This window comes from Microbacterium sp. UBA1612 (genome assembly GCF_002321605.1).
Classification (GTDB): Bacteria; Actinomycetota; Actinomycetes; order Actinomycetales; family Microbacteriaceae; genus Microbacterium; species Microbacterium luteum.
Genome location: NZ_DCMW01000023.1, coordinates 164,989 through 188,494 on the forward strand (window position 1 = coordinate 164,989; position 23,506 = coordinate 188,494).

General features: G+C 69.7%; 24 protein-coding genes. 9 read left to right on the forward strand and 15 right to left on the reverse strand.

Translation table 11 applies throughout. The features are described from left to right. Positions 1-16 precede the first annotated feature (16 nt). Positions 17-1,663 (forward strand): HNH endonuclease signature motif containing protein, encoded by a 1,647-nt coding sequence (locus B3S45_RS10460; RefSeq protein WP_286720481.1) that lies wholly within the window; start codon positions 17-19, stop codon positions 1,661-1,663. A 14-nt stretch (positions 1,664-1,677) separates the two neighbouring features. Here B3S45_RS10460 and B3S45_RS10465 read toward each other — a convergent pair whose 3' ends face one another. The 3 genes from B3S45_RS10465 to B3S45_RS10475 all read right to left on the reverse strand — a co-directional run bounded on the left by B3S45_RS10465 (position 1,678) and on the right by B3S45_RS10475 (position 6,534). Continuing rightward, positions 1,678-2,973, reverse strand: a complete 1,296-nt coding sequence (locus B3S45_RS10465) for a cellulase-like family protein (RefSeq protein WP_286720483.1) — start codon at positions 2,971-2,973, stop codon at positions 1,678-1,680. Further along, positions 2,970-6,302, reverse strand: coding sequence for a DUF5107 domain-containing protein (locus B3S45_RS10470; protein WP_286720485.1), 3,333 nt, complete (start codon positions 6,300-6,302; stop codon positions 2,970-2,972). The genes B3S45_RS10465 and B3S45_RS10470 overlap by 4 nt, the downstream gene beginning before the upstream one ends. Before the next feature lie 91 nt (positions 6,303-6,393). Continuing rightward, a complete protein-coding gene (locus B3S45_RS10475; protein ID WP_286720486.1) occupies positions 6,394-6,534 on the reverse strand; it encodes a hypothetical protein in 141 nt (46 codons plus the stop codon). 7 nt (positions 6,535-6,541) lie between these two features. Here B3S45_RS10475 and B3S45_RS10480 point away from each other — a divergent pair, with 7 nt between their 5' ends. Then, the gene (locus B3S45_RS10480; protein ID WP_286720487.1) at positions 6,542-7,312 is read left to right on the forward strand and encodes an AraC family transcriptional regulator; all 771 of its coding nucleotides are present in this window, start codon (positions 6,542-6,544) and stop codon (positions 7,310-7,312) included. Positions 7,313-7,516: 204 nt separating this feature from the next. Here the strand turns inward: B3S45_RS10480 and B3S45_RS10485 are convergent, their stop codons facing one another. The 4 genes from B3S45_RS10485 to B3S45_RS10500 all read right to left on the reverse strand — a co-directional run bounded on the left by B3S45_RS10485 (position 7,517) and on the right by B3S45_RS10500 (position 11,790). Then, positions 7,517-8,407: a carbohydrate ABC transporter permease gene (locus B3S45_RS10485; RefSeq protein ID WP_286720489.1), complete on the reverse strand. Its 891-nt coding sequence runs from the start codon at positions 8,405-8,407 to the stop codon at positions 7,517-7,519. Beyond that, the gene (locus B3S45_RS10490; RefSeq protein ID WP_286720491.1) at positions 8,401-9,318 is read right to left on the reverse strand and encodes a carbohydrate ABC transporter permease; all 918 of its coding nucleotides are present in this window, start codon (positions 9,316-9,318) and stop codon (positions 8,401-8,403) included. The genes B3S45_RS10485 and B3S45_RS10490 overlap by 7 nt, the downstream gene beginning before the upstream one ends. Positions 9,319-9,400: 82 nt before the next feature. Next, positions 9,401-10,726, reverse strand: a complete 1,326-nt coding sequence (locus tag B3S45_RS10495) for an ABC transporter substrate-binding protein (protein WP_194383694.1) — start codon at positions 10,724-10,726, stop codon at positions 9,401-9,403. A 317-nt stretch (positions 10,727-11,043) separates the two neighbouring features. Further along, the gene (locus tag B3S45_RS10500; protein ID WP_071045537.1) at positions 11,044-11,790 is read right to left on the reverse strand and encodes a carboxypeptidase-like regulatory domain-containing protein; all 747 of its coding nucleotides are present in this window, start codon (positions 11,788-11,790) and stop codon (positions 11,044-11,046) included. Positions 11,791-11,994: 204 nt separating this feature from the next. On the opposite strand from B3S45_RS10500, the gene B3S45_RS10505 reads away from it, so the two are divergent. After that, positions 11,995-14,559, forward strand: coding sequence for a LuxR C-terminal-related transcriptional regulator (locus B3S45_RS10505; protein ID WP_286720494.1), 2,565 nt, complete (start codon positions 11,995-11,997; stop codon positions 14,557-14,559). Positions 14,560-14,729: 170 nt separating this feature from the next. Here the strand turns inward: B3S45_RS10505 and B3S45_RS10510 are convergent, their stop codons facing one another. Together B3S45_RS10510 and B3S45_RS10515 are read right to left on the reverse strand one after the other, a co-directional pair. After that, the gene (locus tag B3S45_RS10510; protein WP_286720496.1) at positions 14,730-15,215 is read right to left on the reverse strand and encodes a BLUF domain-containing protein; all 486 of its coding nucleotides are present in this window, start codon (positions 15,213-15,215) and stop codon (positions 14,730-14,732) included. Next, complete coding sequence (locus B3S45_RS10515; protein ID WP_286720498.1) at positions 15,212-15,490, reverse strand: hypothetical protein; 279 nt, start codon at positions 15,488-15,490, stop codon at positions 15,212-15,214. The genes B3S45_RS10510 and B3S45_RS10515 overlap by 4 nt, the downstream gene beginning before the upstream one ends. 107 nt (positions 15,491-15,597) lie before the next feature. On the opposite strand from B3S45_RS10515, the gene B3S45_RS10520 reads away from it, so the two are divergent. The 3 genes from B3S45_RS10520 (at position 15,598) to B3S45_RS14650 (ending at position 16,754) form a co-directional block, all read left to right on the forward strand. After that, entirely contained in the window at positions 15,598-15,852 is a 255-nt protein-coding gene (locus B3S45_RS10520; protein ID WP_286720500.1) for a hypothetical protein, read from the forward strand. A 75-nt stretch (positions 15,853-15,927) separates the two neighbouring features. Beyond that, positions 15,928-16,431: a tryptophan-rich sensory protein gene (locus B3S45_RS14645; RefSeq protein WP_336510677.1), complete on the forward strand. Its 504-nt coding sequence runs from the start codon at positions 15,928-15,930 to the stop codon at positions 16,429-16,431. Next, positions 16,428-16,754: a hypothetical protein gene (locus tag B3S45_RS14650; RefSeq protein WP_336510676.1), complete on the forward strand. Its 327-nt coding sequence runs from the start codon at positions 16,428-16,430 to the stop codon at positions 16,752-16,754. The genes B3S45_RS14645 and B3S45_RS14650 overlap by 4 nt, the downstream gene beginning before the upstream one ends. 59 nt (positions 16,755-16,813) lie before the next feature. Here B3S45_RS14650 and B3S45_RS10530 read toward each other — a convergent pair whose 3' ends face one another. From B3S45_RS10530 to B3S45_RS10540, 3 genes are all read right to left on the reverse strand, one after another. Beyond that, the gene (locus B3S45_RS10530; RefSeq protein ID WP_194383688.1) at positions 16,814-17,755 is read right to left on the reverse strand and encodes a diacylglycerol/lipid kinase family protein; all 942 of its coding nucleotides are present in this window, start codon (positions 17,753-17,755) and stop codon (positions 16,814-16,816) included. 90 nt (positions 17,756-17,845) lie between these two features. Continuing rightward, positions 17,846-18,016 carry a CsbD family protein gene (locus B3S45_RS10535; protein WP_194383687.1) on the reverse strand — a complete coding sequence of 57 codons (171 nt, stop codon included), beginning with the start codon at positions 18,014-18,016 and terminating at the stop codon, positions 17,846-17,848. Positions 18,017-18,287: 271 nt separating this feature from the next. Continuing rightward, positions 18,288-18,599, reverse strand: a complete 312-nt coding sequence (locus tag B3S45_RS10540; RefSeq protein WP_194383686.1) for a hypothetical protein — start codon at positions 18,597-18,599, stop codon at positions 18,288-18,290. Positions 18,600-18,703: 104 nt separating this feature from the next. Here B3S45_RS10540 and B3S45_RS10545 point away from each other — a divergent pair, with 104 nt between their 5' ends. After that, complete coding sequence (locus B3S45_RS10545) at positions 18,704-19,099, forward strand: ester cyclase (protein ID WP_194383685.1); 396 nt, start codon at positions 18,704-18,706, stop codon at positions 19,097-19,099. Between the two features lie 32 nt (positions 19,100-19,131). Next, a complete protein-coding gene (locus B3S45_RS10550) occupies positions 19,132-20,955 on the forward strand; it encodes a hypothetical protein (protein ID WP_286720504.1) in 1,824 nt (607 codons plus the stop codon). Between the two features lie 53 nt (positions 20,956-21,008). Here the strand turns inward: B3S45_RS10550 and B3S45_RS10555 are convergent, their stop codons facing one another. Next, the gene (locus B3S45_RS10555) at positions 21,009-21,413 is read right to left on the reverse strand and encodes a four-helix bundle copper-binding protein (RefSeq protein ID WP_071045551.1); all 405 of its coding nucleotides are present in this window, start codon (positions 21,411-21,413) and stop codon (positions 21,009-21,011) included. Between the two features lie 110 nt (positions 21,414-21,523). Between B3S45_RS10555 and B3S45_RS10560 the strand changes: the two genes are divergently transcribed. Further along, positions 21,524-21,826, forward strand: coding sequence for a YrhK family protein (locus B3S45_RS10560; RefSeq protein WP_286720506.1), 303 nt, complete (start codon positions 21,524-21,526; stop codon positions 21,824-21,826). Positions 21,827-21,874: 48 nt separating this feature from the next. On the opposite strand, the gene B3S45_RS10565 is transcribed toward B3S45_RS10560, so the two are convergent. After that, positions 21,875-22,765 (reverse strand): SDR family oxidoreductase, encoded by an 891-nt coding sequence (locus tag B3S45_RS10565; protein WP_286720508.1) that lies wholly within the window; start codon positions 22,763-22,765, stop codon positions 21,875-21,877. Between the two features lie 11 nt (positions 22,766-22,776). Further along, positions 22,777-23,328 (reverse strand): Dps family protein, encoded by a 552-nt coding sequence (locus B3S45_RS10570; RefSeq protein ID WP_071045554.1) that lies wholly within the window; start codon positions 23,326-23,328, stop codon positions 22,777-22,779. Positions 23,329-23,506 lie beyond the last annotated feature (178 nt).

Sequence of the window (23,506 nt, forward strand, 5' to 3'; positions counted from 1 at the left end):
GTGGCGGCGGAGCGGGGTGGCTTTCGGCGCTCGCTGGTGGGGAAAGGGGTGGCTCGGCGGGAAACGGGCTGGCTCGAGAAGAAGTTTGTCGATTTCCCGTACGGTCGGCGGTTTTTCGGGTGGAATGTCGGTGGCCCTCCCTAGTCTCGAAGTAGTCAGAGATCGAACCGGGGGCGTGATGAGCGACGAGAAGCAGCGGGAGGCAGATGCCCTCCGCACGCGGGAACTCGTCGCCGAGGCACGTCGGCTCCGGGTGATGATTGCTGCTGCGGAGGCGGAGTTGGCGCGGACGCATGCTGACGCGTATGCGTTGACCCAGGAGCAGATGGCGCGGTTGCGTGATGCGTCGACGCGGGAGCGGGAGATGCCGTTGCGGTCGATGGCGGCGGAGCTCGCGGTCGACGCTCGGGTGAGTGATCGCACGCTGCAGACGCAGCTGTTCGAAGCGCACCGTACGATGACGGAGTTTCAGGCGTCGTGGGAGGCGTGGCGTGAGGGGCGGGTGTCTCGCGCGCATGTGCGGGTGATCGTCGATGCCGGAGCGGATCTTTCCGACGATGAGGCGCGTGCCGCGTATGAGGCTGAGGTGCTCGCTTACGCGGAGAAGACGTCTGCTGGGCGTGTGAGGTCGTTTGCGGAGCAGGTGGTGGAGAAGCACAACCCGAAGACCATGCAGGAGCGCCACGATGTAGCGGTCCTGGACCGGCGGGTGTGGGTCGAGGATCTCCGTGACGGGATGTCGATGCTGGGTGTGATTGGGCCGTCGGTGGAGGTGCGCGGGGTGCATGATCGGCTGACCCGGCAGGGGAAGGCCATCAAGGCCGCCGACCGTGCGGTCCGGCGCGAAGCAGCCGCGCGTGCCGCTGCCGACACCGCCGCCGCCGCCGGACGCGACGCCAAGCAGCCGGACCCTCCGCAAGGCGACGGCGAGATAGCGGCGACGGACGTGGGCGTGAGTTTCGGACTGGCCGAGCCAGGGGAGTCGTGCGCGGCGGGCGGAAGCGACGCGACGGAGAACCTGTGGTTCGATGAGCGGACGCTGGATCAGATCCGCACCGACGTGCTGTTGGACATGATGCTGACCTCCTCACCGTCGGTTGACCCGACCGCGGTCGAGGGTGGGTTGGGTGCGATCCGAGCTCACGTGCAGGTGACGGTGCCGGCGACAACGCTCGCGGGAACCACGACCGGTGGGGCGGAGCTGGACGGGAAGTGCGCGGTGGACCCCGAAACGGCGAAGATCCTTGCGGGCAATGTCCCCAGCTTCGACCGGGTGTTCCTCGACCCCGTCACCGGTGCCGTGCTCGCGGTTGATCGCCGGTTCGTGACGGCGGAGCAGAAGCGGTACCTGGTGGCGCGGGATATCCGGTGCCGGTTCCCCGGGTGCCGACGGCCCGCGCGGGATTGCGACTGGGATCACCGGGAAGACTGGGCGCTGGGTGGAAAGACCGACGTCGACAATGTCGGGGCGTTCTGCAAACGACACCACACGATGAAACAGGCAGCCGGGTGGACGGTCGTGCAGGAACCCGGCGGAAGGTTGCGGTTCACCGCGCCCTCCGGGTTGGAATACATCGACGGTCCACCACCGCGGGTGGTGTTCATGCCCGACCCACCACCACCGGGCTTTGATCCGACCGGTGAGGCCGTCGCACCGTTCTGACCCTGGAATCGGGGTCAGGCGGTGAGGATGCGCTCGTTCACCTCGCGCTGCCAGTCGCGCAGCTGCCACATCGGGTGATGCGGGGCCGCGTTCGAGCAGAGCACCAGGCCCCACACGCCGTGCTCCAACGCGGTGTCGATGCCGTGCTCGGCGAGAGAGCGACCAATCGGCCCCTCTTCGAACGTGCCGTGCAGGGGCGTATACCCGACCCACCCCTCGCCCACGACCGCCGGCACATCCTGCCAGCGCGCCCACGCGGCGATCGCGATCGTGCGTGACTCGATCTCGCGTCGCATCACCTCGTCGAACCGCGGATAGTGCTTCTCGAGCCATGCATCCCACAGCGCGGGATCCAGTTGGTCATACCCGTAGAACATCTGATCGGTCACGACCGTCGCGCGGTATTTCCACTCGGCTGCCCGCCCGTACGCTGCGACCGACGGGGCGTCGGAACGCAGCATCCGCTCGAACGCCTCGTTCGGAAAGACCGCACTGCCCTCGGAGCGGATATCGACCAGCCTCTGCAGCTCGTCGAGTACCCCGTAGCTGTACACGTGGAACTGTGCCGCACCGAGTCCGGCGGGCACGCGGTGCATCGCCAGGTGGGGAGGCTTGCCGTAGCTGGCTGTGACGAGCAGATCAGGATGCGCCGCGCGCAGGCGCGCGACCTCGGCGGCGCCGCCGTCTTCGAGCGCTGGGAGGATCGAGAAGTCCACCTCGTTGTGCAGCTCGACCATCGCGATGCGGTCGCGGTGACCGGCGTCGGTGAGCTCTCCCAGGAGGCGATCCCACGCATCGGCCAGCAAGCGGTAGCGGTCGGCGAGACGAACGGCGTCGATGGCGTCGAACCACGCCGACGACGCCGCGAAGGCTGGGGACTGCTGGTACTCCCAGCTCGCGAGGAGCACCACAAGGCCGTGCCGCTCGGCCGCATCGAACAGCTCGAGCAGGCGTGCGCGTACATCAATCTCGTAGCCGCCTGGGGCGTCATACCACCGGGTGCGCTGTCCGAAGAAGCCTCCGGCGGGTGAGACGCCCATTCCCTCGATGGTGATCGTGCTGTCCAGGCCCAGTCCGCCGGCGATGAGCAGTGGTGCGGCACAGATGCGCACGGCGTTGTATCCGAGGGAGGCGGCGTCGGCCATCGCCGCGTCGATGTCGGCGTAGGGCTCACCCTCGCCGGCGCGGGTGTACCAGGAGAAGTCCCACAGGGTGATCGTCAGTCGCTGGGGGAGGTGGGCGGGAACAGGTCCGGTCAGCGCCGTCTCGTCTCGGGTGACGGTTCCTGCGCCGAGATAGCGCTCGGTCATGCAGATGCCTCCTGTCGATTCGTCTCGAGTGCGGCGGCCCGCGTGAGGGCGCGACCGCGGGTGGCCAGCTCGTCGAGCTCGTCGGCAGTACGCCGTCGCGCGGCGGCGGTGCCGGTGTCGAAGACCGTCAGCTCGGGCAGGGAGGTCGCGAAGTAGTCGACCGCGTCGGGGGCCTCGTGCAGCGCCTGTGCGCGCTCGCCGAGCACACGCCATGCGGCCTCTGCCGCATCGGCATCACCAAGGCGAAGGTGCGCGATCCCGCGCCAGAACGTGAGCGCATCGGCTGGCCGCTCGGCGACCGCGAGCGGCGTCGGCGCTACCGCGCTCGCCCACGTGGCGCGCGCGGCATCCGCGGCGCCCTGGGCCGCACGCACATCGCCGAGAAGCACGATGCGCTCGAGCGCCGGTTCCGCGGGGTGGCGACCCTCGCCGAGATGCGCCGGCACGGAGAGCGTGAGCAGCTGTGCAGCCTCGACGAGCGCGTCGGGGGTGCCGTCGGCGAGGAGCGCACGCGCCTGGGCGCAGATCGCCCGGTCGAAGGCTGCGATCACGCGACCCTCGCCGCCTTCGAACGGGCGGAACTCGCGCGAGGTGAGCACCCGCCACGCCTCCCAGATGCGGTCGAGGTCGAGCAGCAGGGACACGTGCCGCAGCGCGAGGTCATCCCGAGTGCCGATGAGAGGGGCGTGCTCGTTGAGCAGGGCGAGGCGGGCACCCGCATCGAGGCCGCGTCGCTCCGCCAGCAGGTCGCGTTCGAGCACGAGGCGGGCATCGGCGCGCAGATGCAGGGCGTGACGCAGCGCCGCGTCGGCGCCTTCGTCGTCGCCGGTCGCGGCGACCCGCGCCAGCGCAAGGTTCCGCCACATGACAGGGTCGGTCGAACCCGCATCTGCGGCGGTCTGCAGTGCTGTGACCGCGTCGGTGTGTCGCCCGGCGTCGAGGAGCCACATGCCGAGCAGTCCCGCGGCGGTCGCGTCCGTGCTGTCAGCGCGTACGGCTGCGCGGAGCGCGTCGTACTGCTCTAGTCCGGCGGGGAACGCCAGCGATGCGTCGGCGGCCGCTCCCGCGCGCCGCTCGGCGCTCGCGGCTGCAGGCTCTCCGGCACGGTCGAGCCAAAGCGCGCGCAGGTAATGACGCAGCGGGCCCGCCCGTCCGGCCGCCGGTGTGCTCGACGCGGGCGCCTCGGTTGCCGCCAGCGCGACATCCAGGCGCGCCGCGCGTTCGAACTCCGCCCCGACGTCGAGCGCGGTGCGCTCATCGAGCGGGGTGAGGGAGTCGGCCTCCGGCGCCTCGTCGGCGGTGCCGGGCGCCGGCGCGGCGAGTGCGCGCACCAGCGCAGCGGATGCGGCATCGAGCGGGTCGTCCCGGTGCAGGTGCCTCGCGAGCGCGAGCGCGCCCATGGCGTCCGGATCCGCCAGGGCGACGAGGCGCCGCGCCTCGGGCACAGCGCCGGCCGTCTCGGCAAGGTAGCGCGCGTCGACGGAGCGCCCGGCGCGCAGCGCGATGCGGGCCCGCGCGAGAGCAGAGGGAACGGACCACGCCGCGTTCCACCCGGCGCGGGCGAACGCGCGGTCGGCGGCAGCGTCATCGCCGAGGCGCTCGTGCACGAGGCCGAGCAGGTACAGCGGCTCGCCGTCGCGCGGGCTGAGGTTACGCGCGGTCGCCCGGCTGACGGCGGTCTGGAGTGCCTCGAGCGCAAGCGCGTACTCGCCGCGGCGGAGGTGCCATGCGCCGAGAGCGGTGGCGGCGCGGGTGTCACCCGGGTCACGCCGGAGCGCCTCGCGCAGGTAGGGGAGGGCATCGCGCGTCGGGTGCCGATACTGCTGCAGGTGCGTCGCGGTGACCAGAAGCTCATCGGTCGAGGCGATCTCGGTAGGCGCCGAGGGCTCGGTCGCCACCCACGGCTCCCCGTGGGTCGAGTCACGCGCCCGCCACTCGACCAGCACGACGTCGCCGTGGCGCAGCGTCACACGATCGACGTCGGCGGAGCACGCCGATCGTGCATCGACCACCTGCACGAGGGGCGTGGCGGGGGAGAGCGTGCCGCTCCACTGCCACACCTCGTCTTCGCCGATGGCGGCCGACACCGTGAGCCCGTCGTAGGCGCGGGTGACTGCGACGCCGATCCGCGTGCCGCCGGGCTTCGCATCCACGGAGATCGCCGCATCCGTCGTCGCCTGTCGCACGGGGCCCGTTCGATGGATCGGGTACCAGTACTGACGGAAGCGCTTGGTCTCACCGGGCAGCAGCCAGGCGAAGTCGGGCTGATTGTCGGTGAAGACACCGGCCATGAGCTCGACGTAAGGACCGTCGGTGTCGGTCAGCTGCGCATCCCATGCGCGGCCGATCTCGCCGTCCCCCCAGGTCCACTGCTTCTTGCCGGGCGAGATCGCCGGATCGGCCCAGTGCACGAAGCCGGCGTCGGCGGCGTGATCGTATCCGCCGAAGAACGCGTCGTCGGTGTCGGTGATCATGTACGACGTGGGCACGGGAATGTTGCTGTACACATCGATGCGGTCGGCGTCGGCGCGCTGCGCGGCCAGCGCCGGGTAGTCCACGCCGTAGTACGGCCGATCCGCTCGCGGGAACGCCGATATCGCGCGTCGCGCGTGATCTGCGACGTAGGCCACGTCGTCGGGGAAGAATGACTGGTACCGCTCGTGGGAGGCCGCGGCGACGTTCGCCCACCACAGGAAGGTCTGCGTCCCATCGGTGCGGTTGTGCAGGTGCACGTCGGCTTCGATGAGGGACGAGCCCGGCCGCACGCGGATGCCGTGCGTTCCGCGCATCCGCTGCAGAGGGTCGATGTCGCTGTGCCACACCACGACGGCGCCGTCGTCTTCCCGTTCGATGCGTGCGTCTACCGGCAGGAACGTCGCCGGGCGGTGGTGCTGCGGCCAGTTGAACTCCACGCCGCCCGAGATCCACGGGCCGGCGAGGCCCACCAGGGCCGGTTTGATGACGTTGTTGCGGTAGAAGAAGTCGTAGCCGGCGACCTTGTCGAACCCGATGTGGATGCGCCCGCCGATCTCGGGGAGCAGCATCAGCCGCACGTAGGCGTTCTCGAGGTGGATCGCGTTCCACCGCCGCGGCTTCTTCTCCGCCGAGACCGCGTCGATCATCGGCAGCGGGTACACCCGCCCGCTCGAGCCCTGATAGACCCTGCGATCCAGGAACAGTGGGTAGGGGTCGGGGTCGCCCGGTTCGTACGTGTCAATCCACACCGGCTCACTCCAGCACGCGACGCCGCCCTCGGCGAGGATCGCGGCCTGGTCGGCGGGGGCGTCGGGAAGCAGGATGCGGCTCGGGGCGTCGTCGTTCCGTGTCACCCGTGAACGCTAACCCGCCTCCAACAGGAGTCACCATGGTCGAAGGGCGCTCCGACCTGGACGATCCGCTGGCCAGTTTCCGATTCCGCCGTCACTCGTCCAGGGCTCGCGGCGGCGGTGCGACAATGGCGCGATGGACGGTGGATACCTCGAACGGCCCGACGGCTTCGAGCACCAGCTCCTCAGCGTCGTGCCCCGCCCACTGGTCGAGACGGCGCTCTCGCGGGGTCACCCGCCGCATGACAGTGACCGATGCCGGGTACTTTCCCCGCGCGGAGCATCACGGTCGCCATCGCCCGAGCGGTATTCCCGAGACGATCGTCATCGTGTGTGTCGCCGGCGCGGGATGGGTCGACGTCTCGGGCGTTCGCACGCGGGTGGGGAGTTCGACGGCGATCGTCATCCCGGCGGGCACTCCGCACGCCTACGGCGCGGCGGGCGACGACCCCTGGACCATCTGGTGGTGTCACGCACGGGGAACCGATGTCGCGGAGCTCGTCGACGCGTGCGGCGTCGACGGCGGCCACGTCACCCTGTCGCTGCGAAGCGTGGAGAAGGCGACCGCGCTGCTGGATGAGATCTCCCGCTCTCTCGCGCGCGACACCACCCCCGCGCGGCTCGTGGCGACATCCGGAATGGCCTGGCGGCTGTTCACGCAACTCGCCGTCGACCGGCGCCTGGCCGTCGATGGCACCCCGCTCGAACGCGCGATGCGCTACCTCGAGGAGCGGATCGACGGGCGCGTGCAGGTTGCAGAGCTCGCGGCAATGGTGGGCCTGTCGCCCTCGCACCTGGCCGCCCTGTTCCGCGACGCCACCGGGGGAGGGGTGCTCGCCCACCACAACGCGCTGAAGATGGCGCGGGCACGCGTGCTGTTGGACACGACCGACATGACGGTCGCCGAAGTCGGTCGCGCGACGGGCTTCGACGACGCCTTCTACTTCTCCCGGCAGTTCCGGCGCGTGCACGGCGTAAGCCCCCGCGCCTACCGCGAGCACCGCAAGGGCTGATCCATCGCCTCGTTTCGCGCGGTGCCCTGCCCGCTCCGCCCGCGCCGCTCCGCCCGCTCCGCCCGCTCCGCCCGCGATGTCCTTAACGCTCCGCAGTCACTTTTTGCGGGTTCTCGTGGCGATGACCCGCAAAAAGTGACTGCGGAACGGACCAGACCCGCATGATCGTGGAACGGGGCAGTGCGGAACGGCAGCGAAGCGAGGTCAGCCCTTTGTGGCGCCGGCGGTGAGGTCGGCCCGCCAGAACCTCTGCATCGCGACCATGAGGACCACCAGGAGCACCGCCGACACCGCGGATCCGGTCACCACGAGCTGGTAGAACATCGGGTCGCGCTGGGTCTGAGAGTTCCAGAGGGTCAAGCCCAGGGTGACGGGGAACGTCTTCGTATCGTTGAGCATCACAAGAGGCAGCAGGTAGTTGTTCCAGATGGTCACGAACTGGAACAGGAAGATCGTCACCAGTGCCGGGCTCATCATGCGCACGGCCATCGTCGCGAAGATGCGCAGGTCGCCGGCACCGTCAATGCGCGCGGCTTCGATGATCTCGTCGGGCACGCTCGCATTGGCGTGGATGCGCGCGAGATACACCCCGAACGGGCTCACCATGCTCGGCAGCAGCACGGCCCAGTACGTGCCCGTGAGGCCGACGGTGTTGAGCAGGAAGTACAGCGGGAGCGCGATGACGGTCGCCGGCACGAGAACTCCGCCGAGGATCGTCGAGAAGAGCGCCTCCCGACCCCAGAAGGAGTACTTCGCGATCGCATATCCGCACGCCGCCGACAGCACCATCGCGACCAGGGCGCCGGCGCCCGAGTAGAGGATGCTGTTGAGCACCCAGCGCGTGAAGATGCCGCCGTCCTGTGTGAACAGCGTCACGAGGTTCTCCCACGCCTGCGGGCTATCGGAGAACCACAGGCCGAACGAGCTGAAGAGGTCGCCCGGCGATTTCGTGGCCGCCACCAGCACCCATACCAGCGGCAGCAGGAAGTAGATCGTCGCGACGACGAGGACGACGTTGACGGCAGTCGCACCGCTGACGGTGCCCTCCCGACCGCCACGACGGCGGCGCGGTGCTGGCACTTGCGTGGTCACCATGCGCGGTTCCCCTTCCGGTTGACCAGGCGGAGGAATCCGAACGAGAACACGAACCCGATGAGTGCGACGATGACCGCCATCGCCGCCGCGAGATTCGGGTTGCCCTGCGCGAACGCCTGGTTGTAGGCCGCCATGTTGGGGGTGAAGGTGGAGTTGATCGCCGTCGTGAGAGGCGCAAGCACGAGGGGCTCGACGAACAGCTGCAGCGTGCCGATGATCGTGAAGACGGTCACGAGGATGATCGAGGGCCGTACCAGCGGCAGCTTGATGTTCCACATGATCGACCAGGCCGACGCGCCGTCCATCCGGGCCGCCTCATAGAGCTCGGAGGGGATCGCATCCAGCGCGGCAAGCAGGATGACCATGTTGTAGCCGGCGAACCCCCACAGGGCGATGTTCGCGATCGCGAACAGCACGTTGCCGCTGGACAGCGGATCGACGTCGAGGCCGAGGCTCGACAGCACCTGCAGCACGGGGCTCGTGGCCGGCACGTACAGGAAGCCCCACAGCAGGGTGGCGATGACGCCCGGCACTCCGTAGGGCGCGAAGTAAAGCACGCGGAAGAAGCGCGGTGCACGTGCGCGGCCGCTGTCGATCAGCAGGGCGAGTGAGAGGGCGGTGAACACCATGAGTGGTACTTCGATGACCGAGAACACCAGCAGGCGACCCAGGCTCGCGAGAAACGCGGGATCGTCGAACGCGCGAGCGTAATTCTCGACGAAGACGAACACCGTCTCCGGCGCCCCGAGTCCGAGCCCGGAGTTGCGGGTGGCGAACATGCTCTGGACGAGCGCGAAGACGATGGGCGCGACGAAGAACAGTACGAACATGACGACGAACGGGAGAACGAGAACCCACAGCGCCGTGCGTGGACGCGCGCGGCGGCGGGTGATTGAGGGTGCCGTGGTCACGGAGAGGCCTTCGATCGGAGGGGTCGGGGAGGGATGGCGGGAGGGGCGGGCGCCGGGGAAGCGCCCGCCCCTCCCGGCGGTGTCAGTCGATGGCGATGCCGCGCTCTTCGAGCGCATTCACCATGTCGAGTTGCGTCTGCTCGTACGCCTCCGGCAGCGGTGTGCCGGCATCGACGGCGGCCTTGACGTTGTCGGTGAGCGAGGCGAACAGCGTTGACGACAGCGGCGGCCACACCCACGACGTGTCGACGTTCGCGTCGGACTCGGCGAAGACATCCCAGATGTCCTGGCCGCCGTAGAAGTCGAACACCTCCGGGTCGTCCTGGAGCGCCTCGATTTGGCTCGTGTCGGCGATCGCGGGCCATCCGGCGCCCACGTTGGTGAGGATGTTCACGCTCTCCGGGTCGGAGTTCAGCCACAGGGCGAACTCCGCGGCCGCCTCTGGGTTGTCCGATCCCTTGAGCACTGCACTCGCCGAGCCTCCGGCCCACGTGGCCGAGACGCTCTCGCCGGCCTCCCACTGCGGCATCGCGCCCACACGCCAGTCGCCGGCGGTGTCGGGGGCGGTGCCGCGCAGGATCGCGTCGGCCCACGAACCCGAGATCCATGTGACGACGTTGCCGTTCTGCATGTCGGCGTTCCACTCGTTGGAGAAGTCCGCCTCGATCTTCACGAGGTCTTCGTCAAGGAGCTTCTGCCAGAACTCCGCGACGGTCATCGTGTCTTCGCCGTCGATGTCGACCGTCCATGCGTCGCCCTCGATGCCGAACCACGTCGCGCCGCCCTGCTGGGCGAGGCCGATCAGCCACGGCGCCTGGTTGAAGGCGAAGGCGGTGATGTAGCGGTCCGGGTTGGACGCGCGGATGACCTTCGCGGCCTCGTAATACTCGTCCCACGTCTCGGGGTAGGCGATCCCGAGCTCGTCGAAGATGTCGGCGCGGTAGAACTGGCCGAGCGGGCCGGAGGCCTGCGGCACGGCGTAGACACGGTCGTTGAACTCGCCGGTCTGCCACTGCCACGGCACGAACAGGTCCTCCGAGTCGCTCACGTAGTCGGTGATGTCTTCGAGCGCGTCGTTGATGAGGAAGTCGGGGATGGCGTCGTAGCCGAGCTGGACCACATCCGCGGGGTTGCCCGCCTGAACGGCGGACAGCATGGTGGCGTAACCGCCGTCCGGGCCAGCGGTGATCGTCTCGAGCGTCACTTCGATGTCGTCGTGCGACGCGTTGAACGCGTCGACGGCACGATCGATGTTCGGCACCCACGACTGGAAGGTGATCTGCGCGGGATCGTCGGCGGTGTCGCCGCCATTCCCCGATCCCGAGCAGCCGGCGACCGCCAGCGAGAGCACCGCGGCGCCGGCGACGATGCCTGCGACGCGTTGTCGGGAATGAGAAGTGATGGACATACATGCTCCCTTGCGATGCGGACGAGACGTCCTCGTCTGTTCTGGTGCGCACCGAGACTATGGGCGTGAAGGGGGCCTGCCACATGGGCGAACCTGTGTCAGACCTGGACGATTCCGCGGGTCTGGAGAGGAGGTGAGTGGGTCGGGCTGTCGCTCGCACGACTCGCTCGACGATCGGGGCGGTGCGATGGGGCTTGCGTGCCGGTTTGACGAGCCCATGCGGTGAACAACGCAGGAGATTCGGGGACTCCGAGGCTCCCGCCGCGGGTCTGCGACGGTTTCGTCGGCAGATCTCCTGCGTTGTTGACGGGGTCGTGTCAGCCGGTGGCGACCAGGGGCGGCGCTGCGACGACAGTGACAGTGATCGATGCGGTGCGGCCGCTCTCGCCGATGAGGACAACCTCGTGGCTGCCCGGGGTCGTGTCGGAGGGCACGGCGATCGTGCCGGAGAGGGCGCCCGCGTCATCGGCGGCGAGGGTGCCGAGGCTCACCGGCGTCGAGTGCAGTTCGACCTCGACCTGCTCTTTCCCGAGGAAGCCTTCGGCGTCGAGCTGCAGGCTCTCGCCGGCGGTCACCGTCTGTCGATCCAGGCGGAGGCTCACGTTCGACAGCGACATCTCGACGTCGACGGTCGTGGTCAGCCCGATCCGCACCTGGGCGGTTCGCGTCACGGTTTCGAATCCCGCCAGCGAGAAGGTGAAGGTGTACTGGCCGGGAGCAAGCTCACGCAGGTGAAAGGCGCCGTTGGCTTGCGTGACGGTTTCCTGTCTCACGCCCGGCTGCGTCGGCTCGGCGACCACGGCCACTCCGGGCAGCGCGGCTCCGGATGCGGCGATCACGACCGACCCGCGCACGTCTCCCGTCTGAAGGTTCTCGTCCGAGGGTGCGGAGGTGGCGGACGGTGCCGGGGTCGTCGCGGGGGAGGAGCTCGACCCCGGGCTGGGGACGGTCTCGGCCGAGGCCACCGAGGTGCCGATGAGCGCCGCGAATGCGGCGGTGACAAGGGCGGCGATCAGTGCCGTGAAGCGGGAGCGGAGTGGTGTTCGACGCGCGGGCGTGGCCACAGGCGGATCCTTCAGTCGGGTGCGGAGAAGTTCCCCAACGCTATCGCCTCACCCTCGTGTCGGCCCCGGCGAGGGTGAGGCGCGCGCTTCGGGGATCACCCTCGCGGTGTTCGACGCGGGCTTCCCCCACGTGGAGCGCAATAGAGTGTCAGCAAGGTCCGCGGCACCCGAATCCGTGGGAATCCACTCCAGCGGAGGATGTCGTTGACGAACACCGTTCCGGGGCTCGACGCCCGGCCGCTTCGCCACGCACCGCCCCGCCGCCGGCCGCACACGCTGCAGCGGCCACGCGTGGAGGACGCGATCGAGCGCAGCGTTCATGCGAACCGCATCACCGTGGTGTGCGCCCCCAGCGGATTCGGCAAGACATCCGCGGTCGGCGGGTGGAGCGCGCAGCACCCCGGCCGGGTCGCGTGGCTGTCCCTCGGGTCATGGGATGACGAGCCCGCGCGTCTGGGTGGGCGGGTCGTCCGCGCCCTCCACGCGCTCGCCGCATCCGAACCGCGGCTCGGTGCCGTCGCCGGCGTCGACCCCGCCGAGATCGACAAGCCCGTCGTCTTCGACGCCCTCCAGGATGCGCTGGACGCCCTCGACGAGCCGGTGCACCTCGTCATCGACGATGCTCACCGCGCGGGTGATGCCCTCGCCGAAGGGCTGCTGGGTGCGCTCATCGCATCCGGATCCGAGCGGCTGCGCCTGATCTTCGTCGGCACCGGCGGCCTCGATGCGCGGCTGTCTCGGTGGATCGCCGGGGTTCCGGATGCCCTCATCGGCGACGACCGGCTCGCCTTCGACGCCGACGAGGTCGCCCGCGTGCTGACGGACGGCGACGGTAGGGAAGCCCCCGACGCGCAGGCGGTGTTCGCCTCGACCCGCGGATGGCCGATCGCGGTGCAGTTCATCCGCTTCGCCGGCCGGGCTGGTCGTGACGGCGACGGCATGGGGGTCGAGGCCTTTCTGCGCGACTACGTTCGCGACAACGTCTTCCGCGACCTTCCGGACGAGCTGCGCCAGCTCATTCTGGAGACGGCCGTGTGCAAGGAGCTCACCGTGCCACTCGCGGAGGCGGTGACCGGCCGCGCGGACGCGGGAGCGCTGCTGTCGCGCGCGTTGCGAATGGGCCTGTTCCTCGACGCCTTCGACGGTGGAGAGGCCACGATCTATCGGTGGCATCCCCTGTTCGCGCGGCTGTGTCGAGCCATCTCGGACGAAGAGGATCCCGGGCGCAACGAACGATCGCACCGCGCCGCCGCACGTCATCTCGAGCAGGATGACGCGTTCGCGGCGATCTTCCACTGGCGGCTGGCCGATGATCCGCGCGCCATTGTTCGGGTGATCACCGAACGGTGGGTGCGCATCGTGATCGGAGCCGACGCGGCAGCGCTCGACCGCATCTGCGCGGCCCTCCCCGCACCCCACCAGAACGACCCCGCGATCCTCCTGGTGCGCGCGTGCGTGCACGACGTGCTGGGGGCACCTCATGCTGCCCGGACCTTCCTCGCGCAGGCGGTCGCCGTCGCCGGCGACGAACCCGACCAGGCGTTCGCTCTCACCCTGCCGCGCGCCCAGCTGTTCCTCCTCGACGACCGTGCCGCGCTGGCGACCGCGGCCGAGCACGTGCACGCCGGACTGGTCGCGCACGCGCATCCCGACCGGCGTGGGCGGGCCGCCTTGCTGTTCCTGGTGGGCTGGGCGGGCATGCGGCACCGGCTCACTCCGCGCAAGACCATCGACCATCTGCGCACCGCGGCACGCGAAGCGGATGCGCTCGGCGACGACGTACTGGCCGCTCGCGCGCGCCGGCTGCTGGCATTCGTGCTGGCCTGGGCCGGTGCCCTTCGCGACGCCCGCGGTGTGCTCGAGGAGCTCGGCGAGGCCGCCGACGATACCCGACCTTGGCTGGCTTCCGGCGGCGGCGCCGTGACGGTCGCTGCGGGGATGATCGCGTACTGGGCCGATGACCACGAGGCGGCGGTGCGCGATCTGCGTCGGGCGCTCGCGGGAGAGCGGGCGGCGTCGTCGTTTCGCGGCGTCGCCGGCGTCATGCTCGCCCTCGCCGCCGCGCGCTCGGGCGACGACGTCGCGACCGCACGGGCGGTGCTCGAGCTCGACGCGCTCCCGGGTGGCGACCGCCAGGGGGTGTCGTGGGGAGCCTTCCGGGCGATGGCCGACGCGGCGCTCGCCGACGCCGAGGGGCGCGCGTCCGAGGCGCTGGCGATCGCGCGCAGCCATCGGTCGGGCGATCTACCCCTGGTCAGCGTGGTCTTCGCGGAGCTCATCCGGCGTTCGGGCGACGCGCCGCGCGCACTGGAGATGCTGCGTTCGCTGGGGCCCTATCGCGAGGTGTCGTACGTGCGCTGCGCGACGCTTCTGACGGCGGCGCTCGTGCACGCCGAACGAGGCGCTCACCGGCTCGCCCACGAGTACGGCGAGCAGGCGCTGGAGATCGGCACGAGAGAAGGGCTGGCGCGACTGTTCGTGGGCGCGGAGCCCGCCATGCGCGACCTGCTCCGTGCGCACCTCGCACGGGGGACCGACTACGAGGATCTCGCCGCCCGAGGGGCGCGCGATGTCTCGGCGTCGGGCCCCGTTGCGACCCTGTCGCCGCGTGAGCGCGCGGTTCTGGACCTCTTGGGCACGAGCCGGTCGGCGAGTGAGATCGCCGACGCGCTGCAGCTGAGTGTCAACACGCTGAAGACGCACACCCGCTCCATCTACCGCAAGCTCGGGGTCAACTCCCGGCGGGAGGCGGTGCGCGCCGCGCGCTGAGCCGCCGCGCCCATCGGCGCATCACCCCGACGTCGGCCGCATCTCACCCCGCGATCATGACGGGCGACGGGTCGGGCCCTAGCCTCGACGACGGGCCCCATTCGATGGCTGGCCGCGGCCGTCTCACCCGCGTTGGGGGCTGGTGAGCCCGCCGCGGCCGCCGCGTGGACTCAAGCGGCTTCCTCGGTTCCCGAGGAGGCACGCACCCGGAACCACAGGCTGATCTCGCGCACCGCCCGCATGATGCGGGTGCGCTCGGCCGAGGCGTCGAGATCGGCGAAGGTGTCGCGGAAACCGTCGGGCAGCGCTGTGCGCGGCATCGCCATCGGCTGGAAGCCCATGCTCCAGTCGGAGAACTCGCGCACCTCGATCGGCTCGTCGAGGATCACGCTCATATCGGTGTGGCGCGGATCGGCTCGGATCTCGTCCGCGAGGTCGTGCACGGCGCTGCTCGCGCCCTCGAGGATCTGCACGAACTGGCCCTCGCGGTACAGCAGCATGCCCGTCACAGCCAGGCGCGCGTTGTTGTCGCGAGCGCGCGTGAGGATGGCGTGCAAGGCGGCGTCGTCCAGCGGCGCCGTCGCGGTGCTGATGTAGACGAGCGAGATGAGGCGGTCGTCATCGGGCGTCGCCGGCGTGGCTTCGGGCGGAGTCATACGGCCGCCTCGAGGGGGGCGTCGGCGGCGTGGTGGTCGATCAGGATCCGCATCGCGTCGAGGCGGTCCATTGTCGCGCCCACGCGCCGCGAGCGGCCGTTGAAGACGAGATAGGTGCCGTCTGCTTCGCGGTCGAGGTATCCGAGGAACACGCCGTCGCGGTTGGCGACGTAGAAGCCCTCCTCGACACGCGACCACGCGATGCCGTAGCCGCGGCGCGGGGGCGCGGTGATGTCACGGGCGGGCGGTCGGGGAGAGATCCGGCGATCGGGCATGAGTCCATGCTCCCGTGGACCGCCCTCGGATGACGCCCCTTGCGCCGCGGCGGATCTTATGACAGTGGCACGGGCGTGTTGTCGTCGCCCGCACGTAGAGTCATGCCGTGAGTGACTTCGAGGGTCTGCCGCTTCCCACCGCTGAGCAGAAGGAGGTGTCGTTCCTCTCCCGCCGGGGCAACGAGGTGATTCTCCGTCTGATCGACACGGACCGGTTCGAGGTGAAGGTCACCGAGCATCCGGACTACACGGCGGTCCTCACACGGCACGCGCCCGATGATTTCGAGCTGCAGCCCGTTCGCGACGTCGACGGGGTCGCCGACGACGGCATCACGGCGCACGAGCTCTGGGAGAGGTTCTGACGAACGTGCATCCGGCGGGCACCCGTCGTCGGAAGACACTGATGACCGCATGCGTCGCAACCTTGGAGGTAGACCGTGTCCACGTCGACGACGACTCGAACCGATCCCACCACGCGCGGGCGTGACCTCGCCCGGCAGATCATCATCCTCGTCAGCTCCGTGCTGGCGATCATCGCGGCCTTCATCGGGTCGGGGGCGTTCTTCGGAACCCCGATCCAAGAGGCCGCCGGCGGTTTCCTCGACGCTGACTCGACCCTCACCGCCCCGGGAACGGGAGCGTTCCGCATCTGGAGCGTCATCTACACCGGCATGCTCGCGTACGCGATATGGCAGGCGCTGCCCGCGCAACGCCACGACACCCGCCAGCGCATCGGCTGGTGGGTCGCGGCATCCCTGATTCTCAATGCGGTGTGGATCGGCGTCGTGCAGGCCGACCTGCTGTACCTCAGCCTGCCGGTCATCGTGCTGCTGCTGGTCGTGCTGTGCCGCATCTTCGTCACCCTGCGCCGCACCGCGCCGAAGAACCGGGTCGAGGTCGTGGTCGCCACGGGGCCATCGGGCTGTATCTCGGATGGGTGATCATCGCGACCGTTGCGAATGCCACCGCGATCCTCGTCGCCGCCGGGTTCGACGGGTTCGGCATCGCTCCCGAGATCTGGTCGTCGCTGGTGCTGGCCGCCGCCGCAGCGGTCGGCATCGCGCTGGGGTTCTGGGGCGGCGGCCGTATCGCGCCGGCGCTGTCACTCAGCTGGGGGATCGCGTGGGTCGCCGTCGCCCGATTCACCGACGAGCCGTACTCGCCGGCGACCGGTGTCGCCGCGATCGTCGCGGTGGCGCTCATCGTCATCGCCACGCTGTTCGCGCGCTTCCGCCACGCCCGTCGCGCACACGCCGATCGCTGAGCGAGCCCCGTTTCGTCTCGTCGCTGCGCTCCTCGCTCAACGAACGGGGGTGGCGGCGGTCAGCGCACGCGGAGGGCGCCGGGTTGCATCGACACCCGGAAGGCGCGGGCCTCGCCGATCTCCTCGCCGTCGATCTGGAACACGCGAGGCGCCGGCAGTGACACGTGGATGCTGTGGGCGCGGCCGTGCGTGATGTCGTCCGTGTCCGTCGAGCCGTCGTCATCGTCGCGGCGGATCATGCGACCCAGATTGCTGTCCCACAGCATCGTCGTGAGAGTTCCCAGCCAGGGGGCGAGCCCATCCGCGCTCAGCATCAGGAAATCGAGCTCGCCGTCGCCCGGGTCGGCATCAGGCAGCAGGGCGAAACCCGCCTGCAAGGTGCCGCAGTTGCCGATGAGCAGGGTGTGCCCGGTCTCGTCACGACCGGGCTCGTCGTCCACGGTGAGTTCGAACGAGACCAGGTCGCTGGCGCGGAGCGCCCGCCCGAGGGATTCCACGTACGCCAACCAGCCGGCCTTGCTCTTCAGCCCCTCATCGGTCTCGGCGATCATGTTCGCGTCGATGCCGAATCCGATCATCACCACGAAGGCGTGCCGCTCCGCCCCCTCGGCCAGATCGACCTCGACCCACCCGACGTCGATGCCGCGTGGCGTGCCGGTCGCGGCTCGCTCCACGGCGGCCGGCACGTTCCGCAGCGGCACGTCGAGGTTGCGGGCGAGCAGGTTTCCGGTGCCGAGAGGAACGAGACCGAGGTCGACGTCGGCCCGCACATCCGCGAGATGCTCGGCCACCGCGCGCACCGTGCCATCGCCGCCCGCCACGATGACCACCTCGGGCGCCGTTGCCAGAGCCTGGGCCGCGACGCCCTGGCCGGGGTCGTCCACGGTCGTCTCGAACCACGCGATCTCGTCAGCGTCGAAGACGCGCAGCAGTGGCTCTTCGAGCGTCTCCCGGTCGGTCTTCGATGGATTCCACACCATGGCGGCGCGCACAGCACTCATATGGCGAGCGTAGGGGTATCGATGAGCATGTCTGTCCTCACACGAATGCCCCGTCGATCGACGGGGCATTCGGTCGGGATCGCAGGCGCCTTACTTGAAGGCATCCTTCACGTTCTCGCCGGCCTTCTTCAGGTTGGCCTTGGTCTGGTCGGCCTGGCCTTCGCGCTCGAGGCTTTCGTCGTCGGTGCTCTTGCCGGCCGCCTCCTTGCCCTTGCCCTGAAGGTCTTCGGCGGCGTTGCTGATCTTGTCGTCAAGTCCCATGACGGCTCCTTTCGACGTGGTGTCACCGCGACGCTACGCTCGGACACCGCCGCGGAGAGGGGCCTCGTCAAGTGCGGCGATCTCTGCTAGTGATCGCCGCACGAGGCCTGGCCGTCACCGTCGAGACGCGTTATCGTGCGCAACGAGATCGTCCCTTCCCTCTCCGGTTGGGCGGGAGGGAAGGGACGGTCGCACCCGTGGGGTGCTTGCATCAACGCTAGCGCCGCTCGCCTGAGATTGTCCCCCGAAAGGGGGACATGATCGCCGGGTGTCAGATGCCGTCGATCGCGCTGCGACCGTCGTGTCCGCCGTCGAACAGTCCGCCCCACGGCGTGTCCGTGTCGCCCGTGTCACGGCTGTCGTAGGGCACCGTCTCCACGGTCAGGGCGATCCGCTCGCGGCCCGTCATGAACAGGCTCACCGTGCGGTTGCCGACGACGACGAAGGTCACAAATCCTCCGCCGTCCTTGATCGCCGTCGCGATCCGGTGTTGCAGGTCCTCGAGGTCTTGATCCTGCGCGAGGCGGAACGGATCATCGCCCAGCGTGAGAGTGCTGCGAACCATCGTCTTGGCGTCGGTCATGGTCAGCCATGCTAGTCCGGCCATATCCGCGGCACGGTGGGGGTGTCGGCGCTGGTGGAGGGTCGCTACCATACCGACCAGATGGGCCGGGATGAGGGCGCGTGATGGCAGACATAGGTGCGACGGTCGCGGCGGATTCGGACGCGGCGCGTCGCAACGCCGAGGTCGTGCAGCGATTCTTCGACGTCGTCCTCACGCCACCGCACGACCTCGACCGGATCGACGACCTCATCGCCGACGACTTCGTCGATCGCACTCCCGACGACGGCGACACGACGCGCGCGGGAGTCATGGCGAAACTGGCAGCGCTGTTCACCCAGGATCCGGCCGCGTCGTTCGCGCTCGAGGCGCTGGTCGCCGCCGGCGACGGTGTGGCCGCGTTCTCGGTGCTGCGCACGGGCGGCGCGGCGACGCGTTTCGCCGACCTGTATGTGCTGCGGGATGGGCGGATCGCCGAGCACCGGCACGTGGTCGAACCGCTGAGCGGGGCGCTTCGCTAACGTAAGGGGTACCCGCTTGGAAGGTCACCCGAATGCCTTACCCCGAGCTCCTCTCCGCACGCGTGCGTCTCGCCGGCGAAACGCGTGTCCGTCGTGCCCGGAGAGCAGTGGCGATCTGGGCGGATGCGGTCTCCGGCGGCGCGTTCTTCAACCGCTGGAGCACAGGGCTGTCGTTCGTCCTCGCGACGTTCGTGGGCGTGCCGACCCTCGACAACGCCTCGCTCGAGGGTTACGCGAAAGCCGTCGTGGTCGCGGCGCTCGGCTGGGTCGTGCTGGCCGTGCTGCTCGTGCCCGCGGCGATCGCCGAACGCCGCATCCGTGCGCGTGCGGCGCGGGGCGTGACGGTGGTCGCCGCGCTCCTGCTCGTGACCTGCATCCGGACCCCGCTGAACGACTGGCTCGGGGTGCAGCTGTGGGGTCTGAGCAGCGCCGGCCATTTCGGCCCCCGCACGGTGACCAACCTCATCTCCGCCATCGTGCTGTTTTCGCTCGTCGCCGTGACCCACGCACAGTATGCCGAACGCCGCGCTACGAGCGCCCGCCTGCGCAATGCCCTCGCGACGATGCAGGTGCGCCTCTCCCGTGCCCGCCAACAGGTCGCGCTCACGCGGCAGACGCTCGGTGACACCGCCGGCCGGCTGCGTGCGGAGCGCGACCGCATGCTCGCGGGACCGCTCGATTTCGACGCCGTCCGCTCGTACGCCGACGAGGTGCGCTCGAGCAGCCACGCGCTCGAGCGCCTCGCCGTCGAGGTCGCCGAGGCGATATCCGAGCCGGAGGTCATCGACACGACCGTGCGGGTGCGGCGCTCGCTGTCGGAGCGACTCGTCGCGACCCCCTGGCTCGTCGTGGCGATGGTCTACGTCATCGGCACCCTTCCGTTCTCGCTCGCGGCGGGTGGTCTGCCGGTGGTGGTGCTCGGGATGCTCGGGGTCGCCGCGATCGATCTGGCCGCTGGAGCCGTGGTGCGGTGGGTCATCCCGGACCGGCAGGGTCCGCTGCGCCCCATCCTCTTCGTCGCGGTCTGGACGGCGGCCGGCGTCGCGGTCGCGGCCCTCTCGCTCACGCTCCTGCCCGACATCGGCGTCGTGGGACTCGTCGGCGTCATCGCCGTTCCGGGGCTCGTGATCGTCCTCTCCCTCTGCATCGACGCGGTGCACCAGGCGCGCGCCGTGGCGCGACGGGCCGAGACGCTCCTCGCCGATGTCGCGCGTGACCTCGCCGAGGAGACGGCCCGCGCTCACGACCCGCTGCCCCGGGCGGTGAGTCTGCTGCACGGCCGGGTGCAAGGACGCTGCGTGGTGCTCGCCGCGCACGTCGACGAGGGCCACGCGCGGGAGAGGCACCTGGCGGACTTTCGACGCGAGACCGACGACGCTTTCGATCGCATGCTCGGTGTCGAGGACCGTGAGCACCCCGCCGCGACCCGGGTCGGCGGGCTCGAGGATGCGGGTGCGGGCCCGATCGAGCGCATCCTCGGTGCCTGGGGTGCCGTGCTGGAGGTCACCGTGAAGACCTCCGACGGCGCAGCCATCGCGATGATGGATGCCGACATCGCGCGGCGGGTGGTCGAGGTCGTCAACGAGGCGCTCGTGAACGCGGTCAAGCATTCCGGCGCGCGGTCGGCCGTCGTCGACCTCGATGTGGCCGACGACGGCCGGATGCGCGTGCGTGCCATCTCCAACGGTCGGCTGCGCGAGCAGGCGAGTCGAGCCGAGGGCCTCGGTACGCGGGACGTCGATGTGACGGTCACGCAGTCCGGTGACGACGTGGTCTTCGACGCCCTGCTGCCGGAGGCCTCAGGCCACGGTGTCGGGCGGTCCTTCGTTGCGGCGTCTGTTCCCGCGCGGCGTTGAGGGAACGGATGCAGCCCCGCGACGCCCGAGGCAGCGGCGGGTGACCCGGGGCGTCAGAGAGCGGCGAGCAGCTCGGTGCAGGCCTGCTCGCAGCGCCGGCACGACTCCGCGCACACGCGGCAGTGGTCGTGCATGTCGGCATGGCTGCCGCACTCGGCAGCGCACGCGGCGCACGCCGTGCGGCAGGCCTCGAGTACGGCCCGCACGACGGCGAGGTCGGGCTGGGTCTGTCGAGCCAGCACGGTCGACGTCGCAGCGCAGATGTCCGCGCAGTCGGAGTTGAGGCGGATGCAGCCGACCAGGTCGGCCACCATCTCTTCGCCGAGGCAGGCATCCGCGCACACGGTGCACACCTGCGCGCACTCCACGCACGCCTCGAGGCAGCGGCGCACGAGCTCGCTCGTGTCGCCGCCGTCCACCTGCGGGTGGGAGGACCACATCTGGTCGATCACCGTCATCGTCTTCTCCTCGCTTGTCGGGTCCGGGTCGATCTGACCAGCCCAACAGACCTCGTCAGGATGCGGCACCGGGTTGACAGAGCGATCGGGCTCGCCGAGATGATGGTCTGATGACCTCAGCGAGCCGCCGCGACCGCAACACCGACATCGACGTCCCGGTGGGACGTGACGAACTCGTCATCCGCAACCGCTACGAGACCCTCAGCATCGTCAACGACGTGCTCATCGGCGTGCTGTTCGTGGTGGGGAGCGTGCTGTTCCTCTGGGAGTCGACGTCGATCGTCGCCACATGGTTCTTCATCGCCGGCAGCGTGCAGTTCCTCGTGCGACCGGGCATCCGTCTGGCCCGCAGGGTGCACCTGAAGCGGTTCGGCGCGGGCCGTGACCGCACCGACCACGTCGGAGACTATTGACACGGCGAAGGCCCCGCCGGAGCGGGGCCTTCGCGACGTGAGGCGCGGTCAGTGGATGGGCACGCCGCCGGTGACCGCGATCGTCTCGCCCACGACGTAGCTCGACTCCTGCGATGCGAGGAAGACGAACGCCGGCGCGAGCTCGACCGGCTGGCCGGCCCGGCCCATGGGAGTCTGCTCGCCGAAGTGCTCGATCTTCTCGTTCGGCACGTACGCCGGCTGCAGGGGCGTCCAGACCGGGCCCGGAGCCACGCCGTTCACGCGGATGCCGCGCCCGATGAGCTGCTGCGCGAGCGCGCGTGTCCAGTTGGCGATCCCGGCCTTGGAAACGGCGTATTCCGCAAGCGACGGCGAAGGCTGGAAGCCCTGCTCGCTGGAGGTCGTGATCACCGCGGCGCCGGCCGGCAGGTGGGGCGAGGCGGCCTTGGTCAGCCAGAACAGCGGATAGATGTTGGCTTTCATGACGTGGTCGAGCGTGTGCGTCTCGAAGTCGTCGATGCTGTCCACCGTCGGCATCGCGCCGGCGTTGATCACGAGGATGTCGATGCCGCCGAGCTCCCCGACGGTCTTCGCCACCACGTCGACGTTCGTCTGCTCGTCCTGCAGGTCGCCGGGGAGAAGGAGGGCCTTGCGCCCCTCCTTCTCGATGAGCGCCGCGACCTCCTCGGCCTGCTTCTGCTCCTCGGGCAGGTAGCTCAGTGCCACGTCGGCACCTTCCCGGGCGTAGGCGATGGCGACCGCGCGGCCGATGCCGGAGTCGGCTCCGGTCACGAGTGCCCTGCGACCCGGAAGTCGGCCCGTGCCGACATAGCTCTGCTCGCCATGGTCGGGAGCAGGGTTCATCGCGTGGACCGTTCCGGGCGCGCCCTGCTGCTGCGGCGGGAAGGGCGGACGCGGGAACTGCGTGGTCGGGTCCTGCATCGTGTACATGTTCGCCATGACGACTCCCGTCAGCGCTTCTTCGGAACGCGATTCTCGGCGCTGACCATCCAGGCCAGCTGCTCGAGACGCTCGAGCACCTCGTGGAGGAGATCCGCGGTCGTGGGGTCTTCCTCGTCGATGCCGTCGTGCACATCGCGGACCGTGCCGGTGACCGCATCCAGGCGCTCGGTCATGAGGTCGATGACTTCCGCGGTGTCGATCTCGCCCTGCGGGAACTCCGGCAAGGTGGTCGTCTCGGCGATCACGTCGCTGCGACCGTCGGGAAGCGCGTGGAGGGCGCGCATGCGCTCGGCGATCGTGTCGGTGAACTCCCGTGCGGCGTCGATGATCTCGTCGAGCTGCAGGTGGGTGTCGCGGAAGTTCTTGCCGACGACGTTCCAGTGGGCCTGCTTGCCCTGCAGCGACAGTTCGATCAGATCGACCATCACCTTCTGCATGCTCTCGCTGAGCTGCTTCGACGCGGTGAAGCCCTTCTCCGCGTTCTGCTCGTCCGTCAGTCCTGCACCCGAGCCGCCGCGGGCGGGGCGGCGCTTGTTCTTCGTCGAGGTCGAATCGGCCATGGAAAACCTCCCTTTCGTGAGGAATGAACGGGAGAGACGCTAGGCCCCGTGCCGGGGTGCGCGAACGGGCTTGCAGGATCGGGCATCGGTTGCTACTTTGCCTGCGCCGCGCAACGCGGCGGCGCGTACTCCGAAGCGGGCGAGGATGCAAGCCTCCGTCGGCGCTCGGGTTCGGTTC

Excerpts from the sequence above, each read along its gene's own strand:
- B3S45_RS10465 (WP_286720483.1), bottom strand. The coding sequence starts at position 2,973 with ATGACCGAGCGCTATCTCGGCGCAGGAACCGTCACCCGAGACGAGACG.
- B3S45_RS10515 (WP_286720498.1), bottom strand. The coding sequence starts at position 15,490 with ATGCCCGATCGCCGGATCTCTCCCCGACCGCCCGCCCGTGACATCACC.
- B3S45_RS10540 (WP_194383686.1), bottom strand. The coding sequence starts at position 18,599 with ATGACCGACGCCAAGACGATGGTTCGCAGCACTCTCACGCTGGGCGAT.
- B3S45_RS10495 (WP_194383694.1), bottom strand. The coding sequence starts at position 10,726 with ATGTCCATCACTTCTCATTCCCGACAACGCGTCGCAGGCATCGTCGCC.
- B3S45_RS10480 (WP_286720487.1), top strand. The coding sequence starts at position 6,542 with ATGACAGTGACCGATGCCGGGTACTTTCCCCGCGCGGAGCATCACGGT.
- B3S45_RS10565 (WP_286720508.1), bottom strand. The coding sequence starts at position 22,765 with ATGGCGAACATGTACACGATGCAGGACCCGACCACGCAGTTCCCGCGT.
- B3S45_RS10535 (WP_194383687.1), bottom strand. The coding sequence starts at position 18,016 with ATGGGACTTGACGACAAGATCAGCAACGCCGCCGAAGACCTTCAGGGC.
- B3S45_RS10570 (WP_071045554.1), bottom strand. The coding sequence starts at position 23,328 with ATGGCCGATTCGACCTCGACGAAGAACAAGCGCCGCCCCGCCCGCGGC.
- B3S45_RS10550 (WP_286720504.1), top strand. The coding sequence starts at position 19,132 with ATGCCTTACCCCGAGCTCCTCTCCGCACGCGTGCGTCTCGCCGGCGAA.
- B3S45_RS10545 (WP_194383685.1), top strand. The coding sequence starts at position 18,704 with ATGGCAGACATAGGTGCGACGGTCGCGGCGGATTCGGACGCGGCGCGT.
- B3S45_RS10510 (WP_286720496.1), bottom strand. The coding sequence starts at position 15,215 with ATGACTCCGCCCGAAGCCACGCCGGCGACGCCCGATGACGACCGCCTC.
- B3S45_RS10555 (WP_071045551.1), bottom strand. The coding sequence starts at position 21,413 with ATGACGGTGATCGACCAGATGTGGTCCTCCCACCCGCAGGTGGACGGC.
- B3S45_RS10560 (WP_286720506.1), top strand. The coding sequence starts at position 21,524 with ATGACCTCAGCGAGCCGCCGCGACCGCAACACCGACATCGACGTCCCG.
- B3S45_RS10530 (WP_194383688.1), bottom strand. The coding sequence starts at position 17,755 with ATGAGTGCTGTGCGCGCCGCCATGGTGTGGAATCCATCGAAGACCGAC.
- B3S45_RS10485 (WP_286720489.1), bottom strand. The coding sequence starts at position 8,407 with ATGGTGACCACGCAAGTGCCAGCACCGCGCCGCCGTCGTGGCGGTCGG.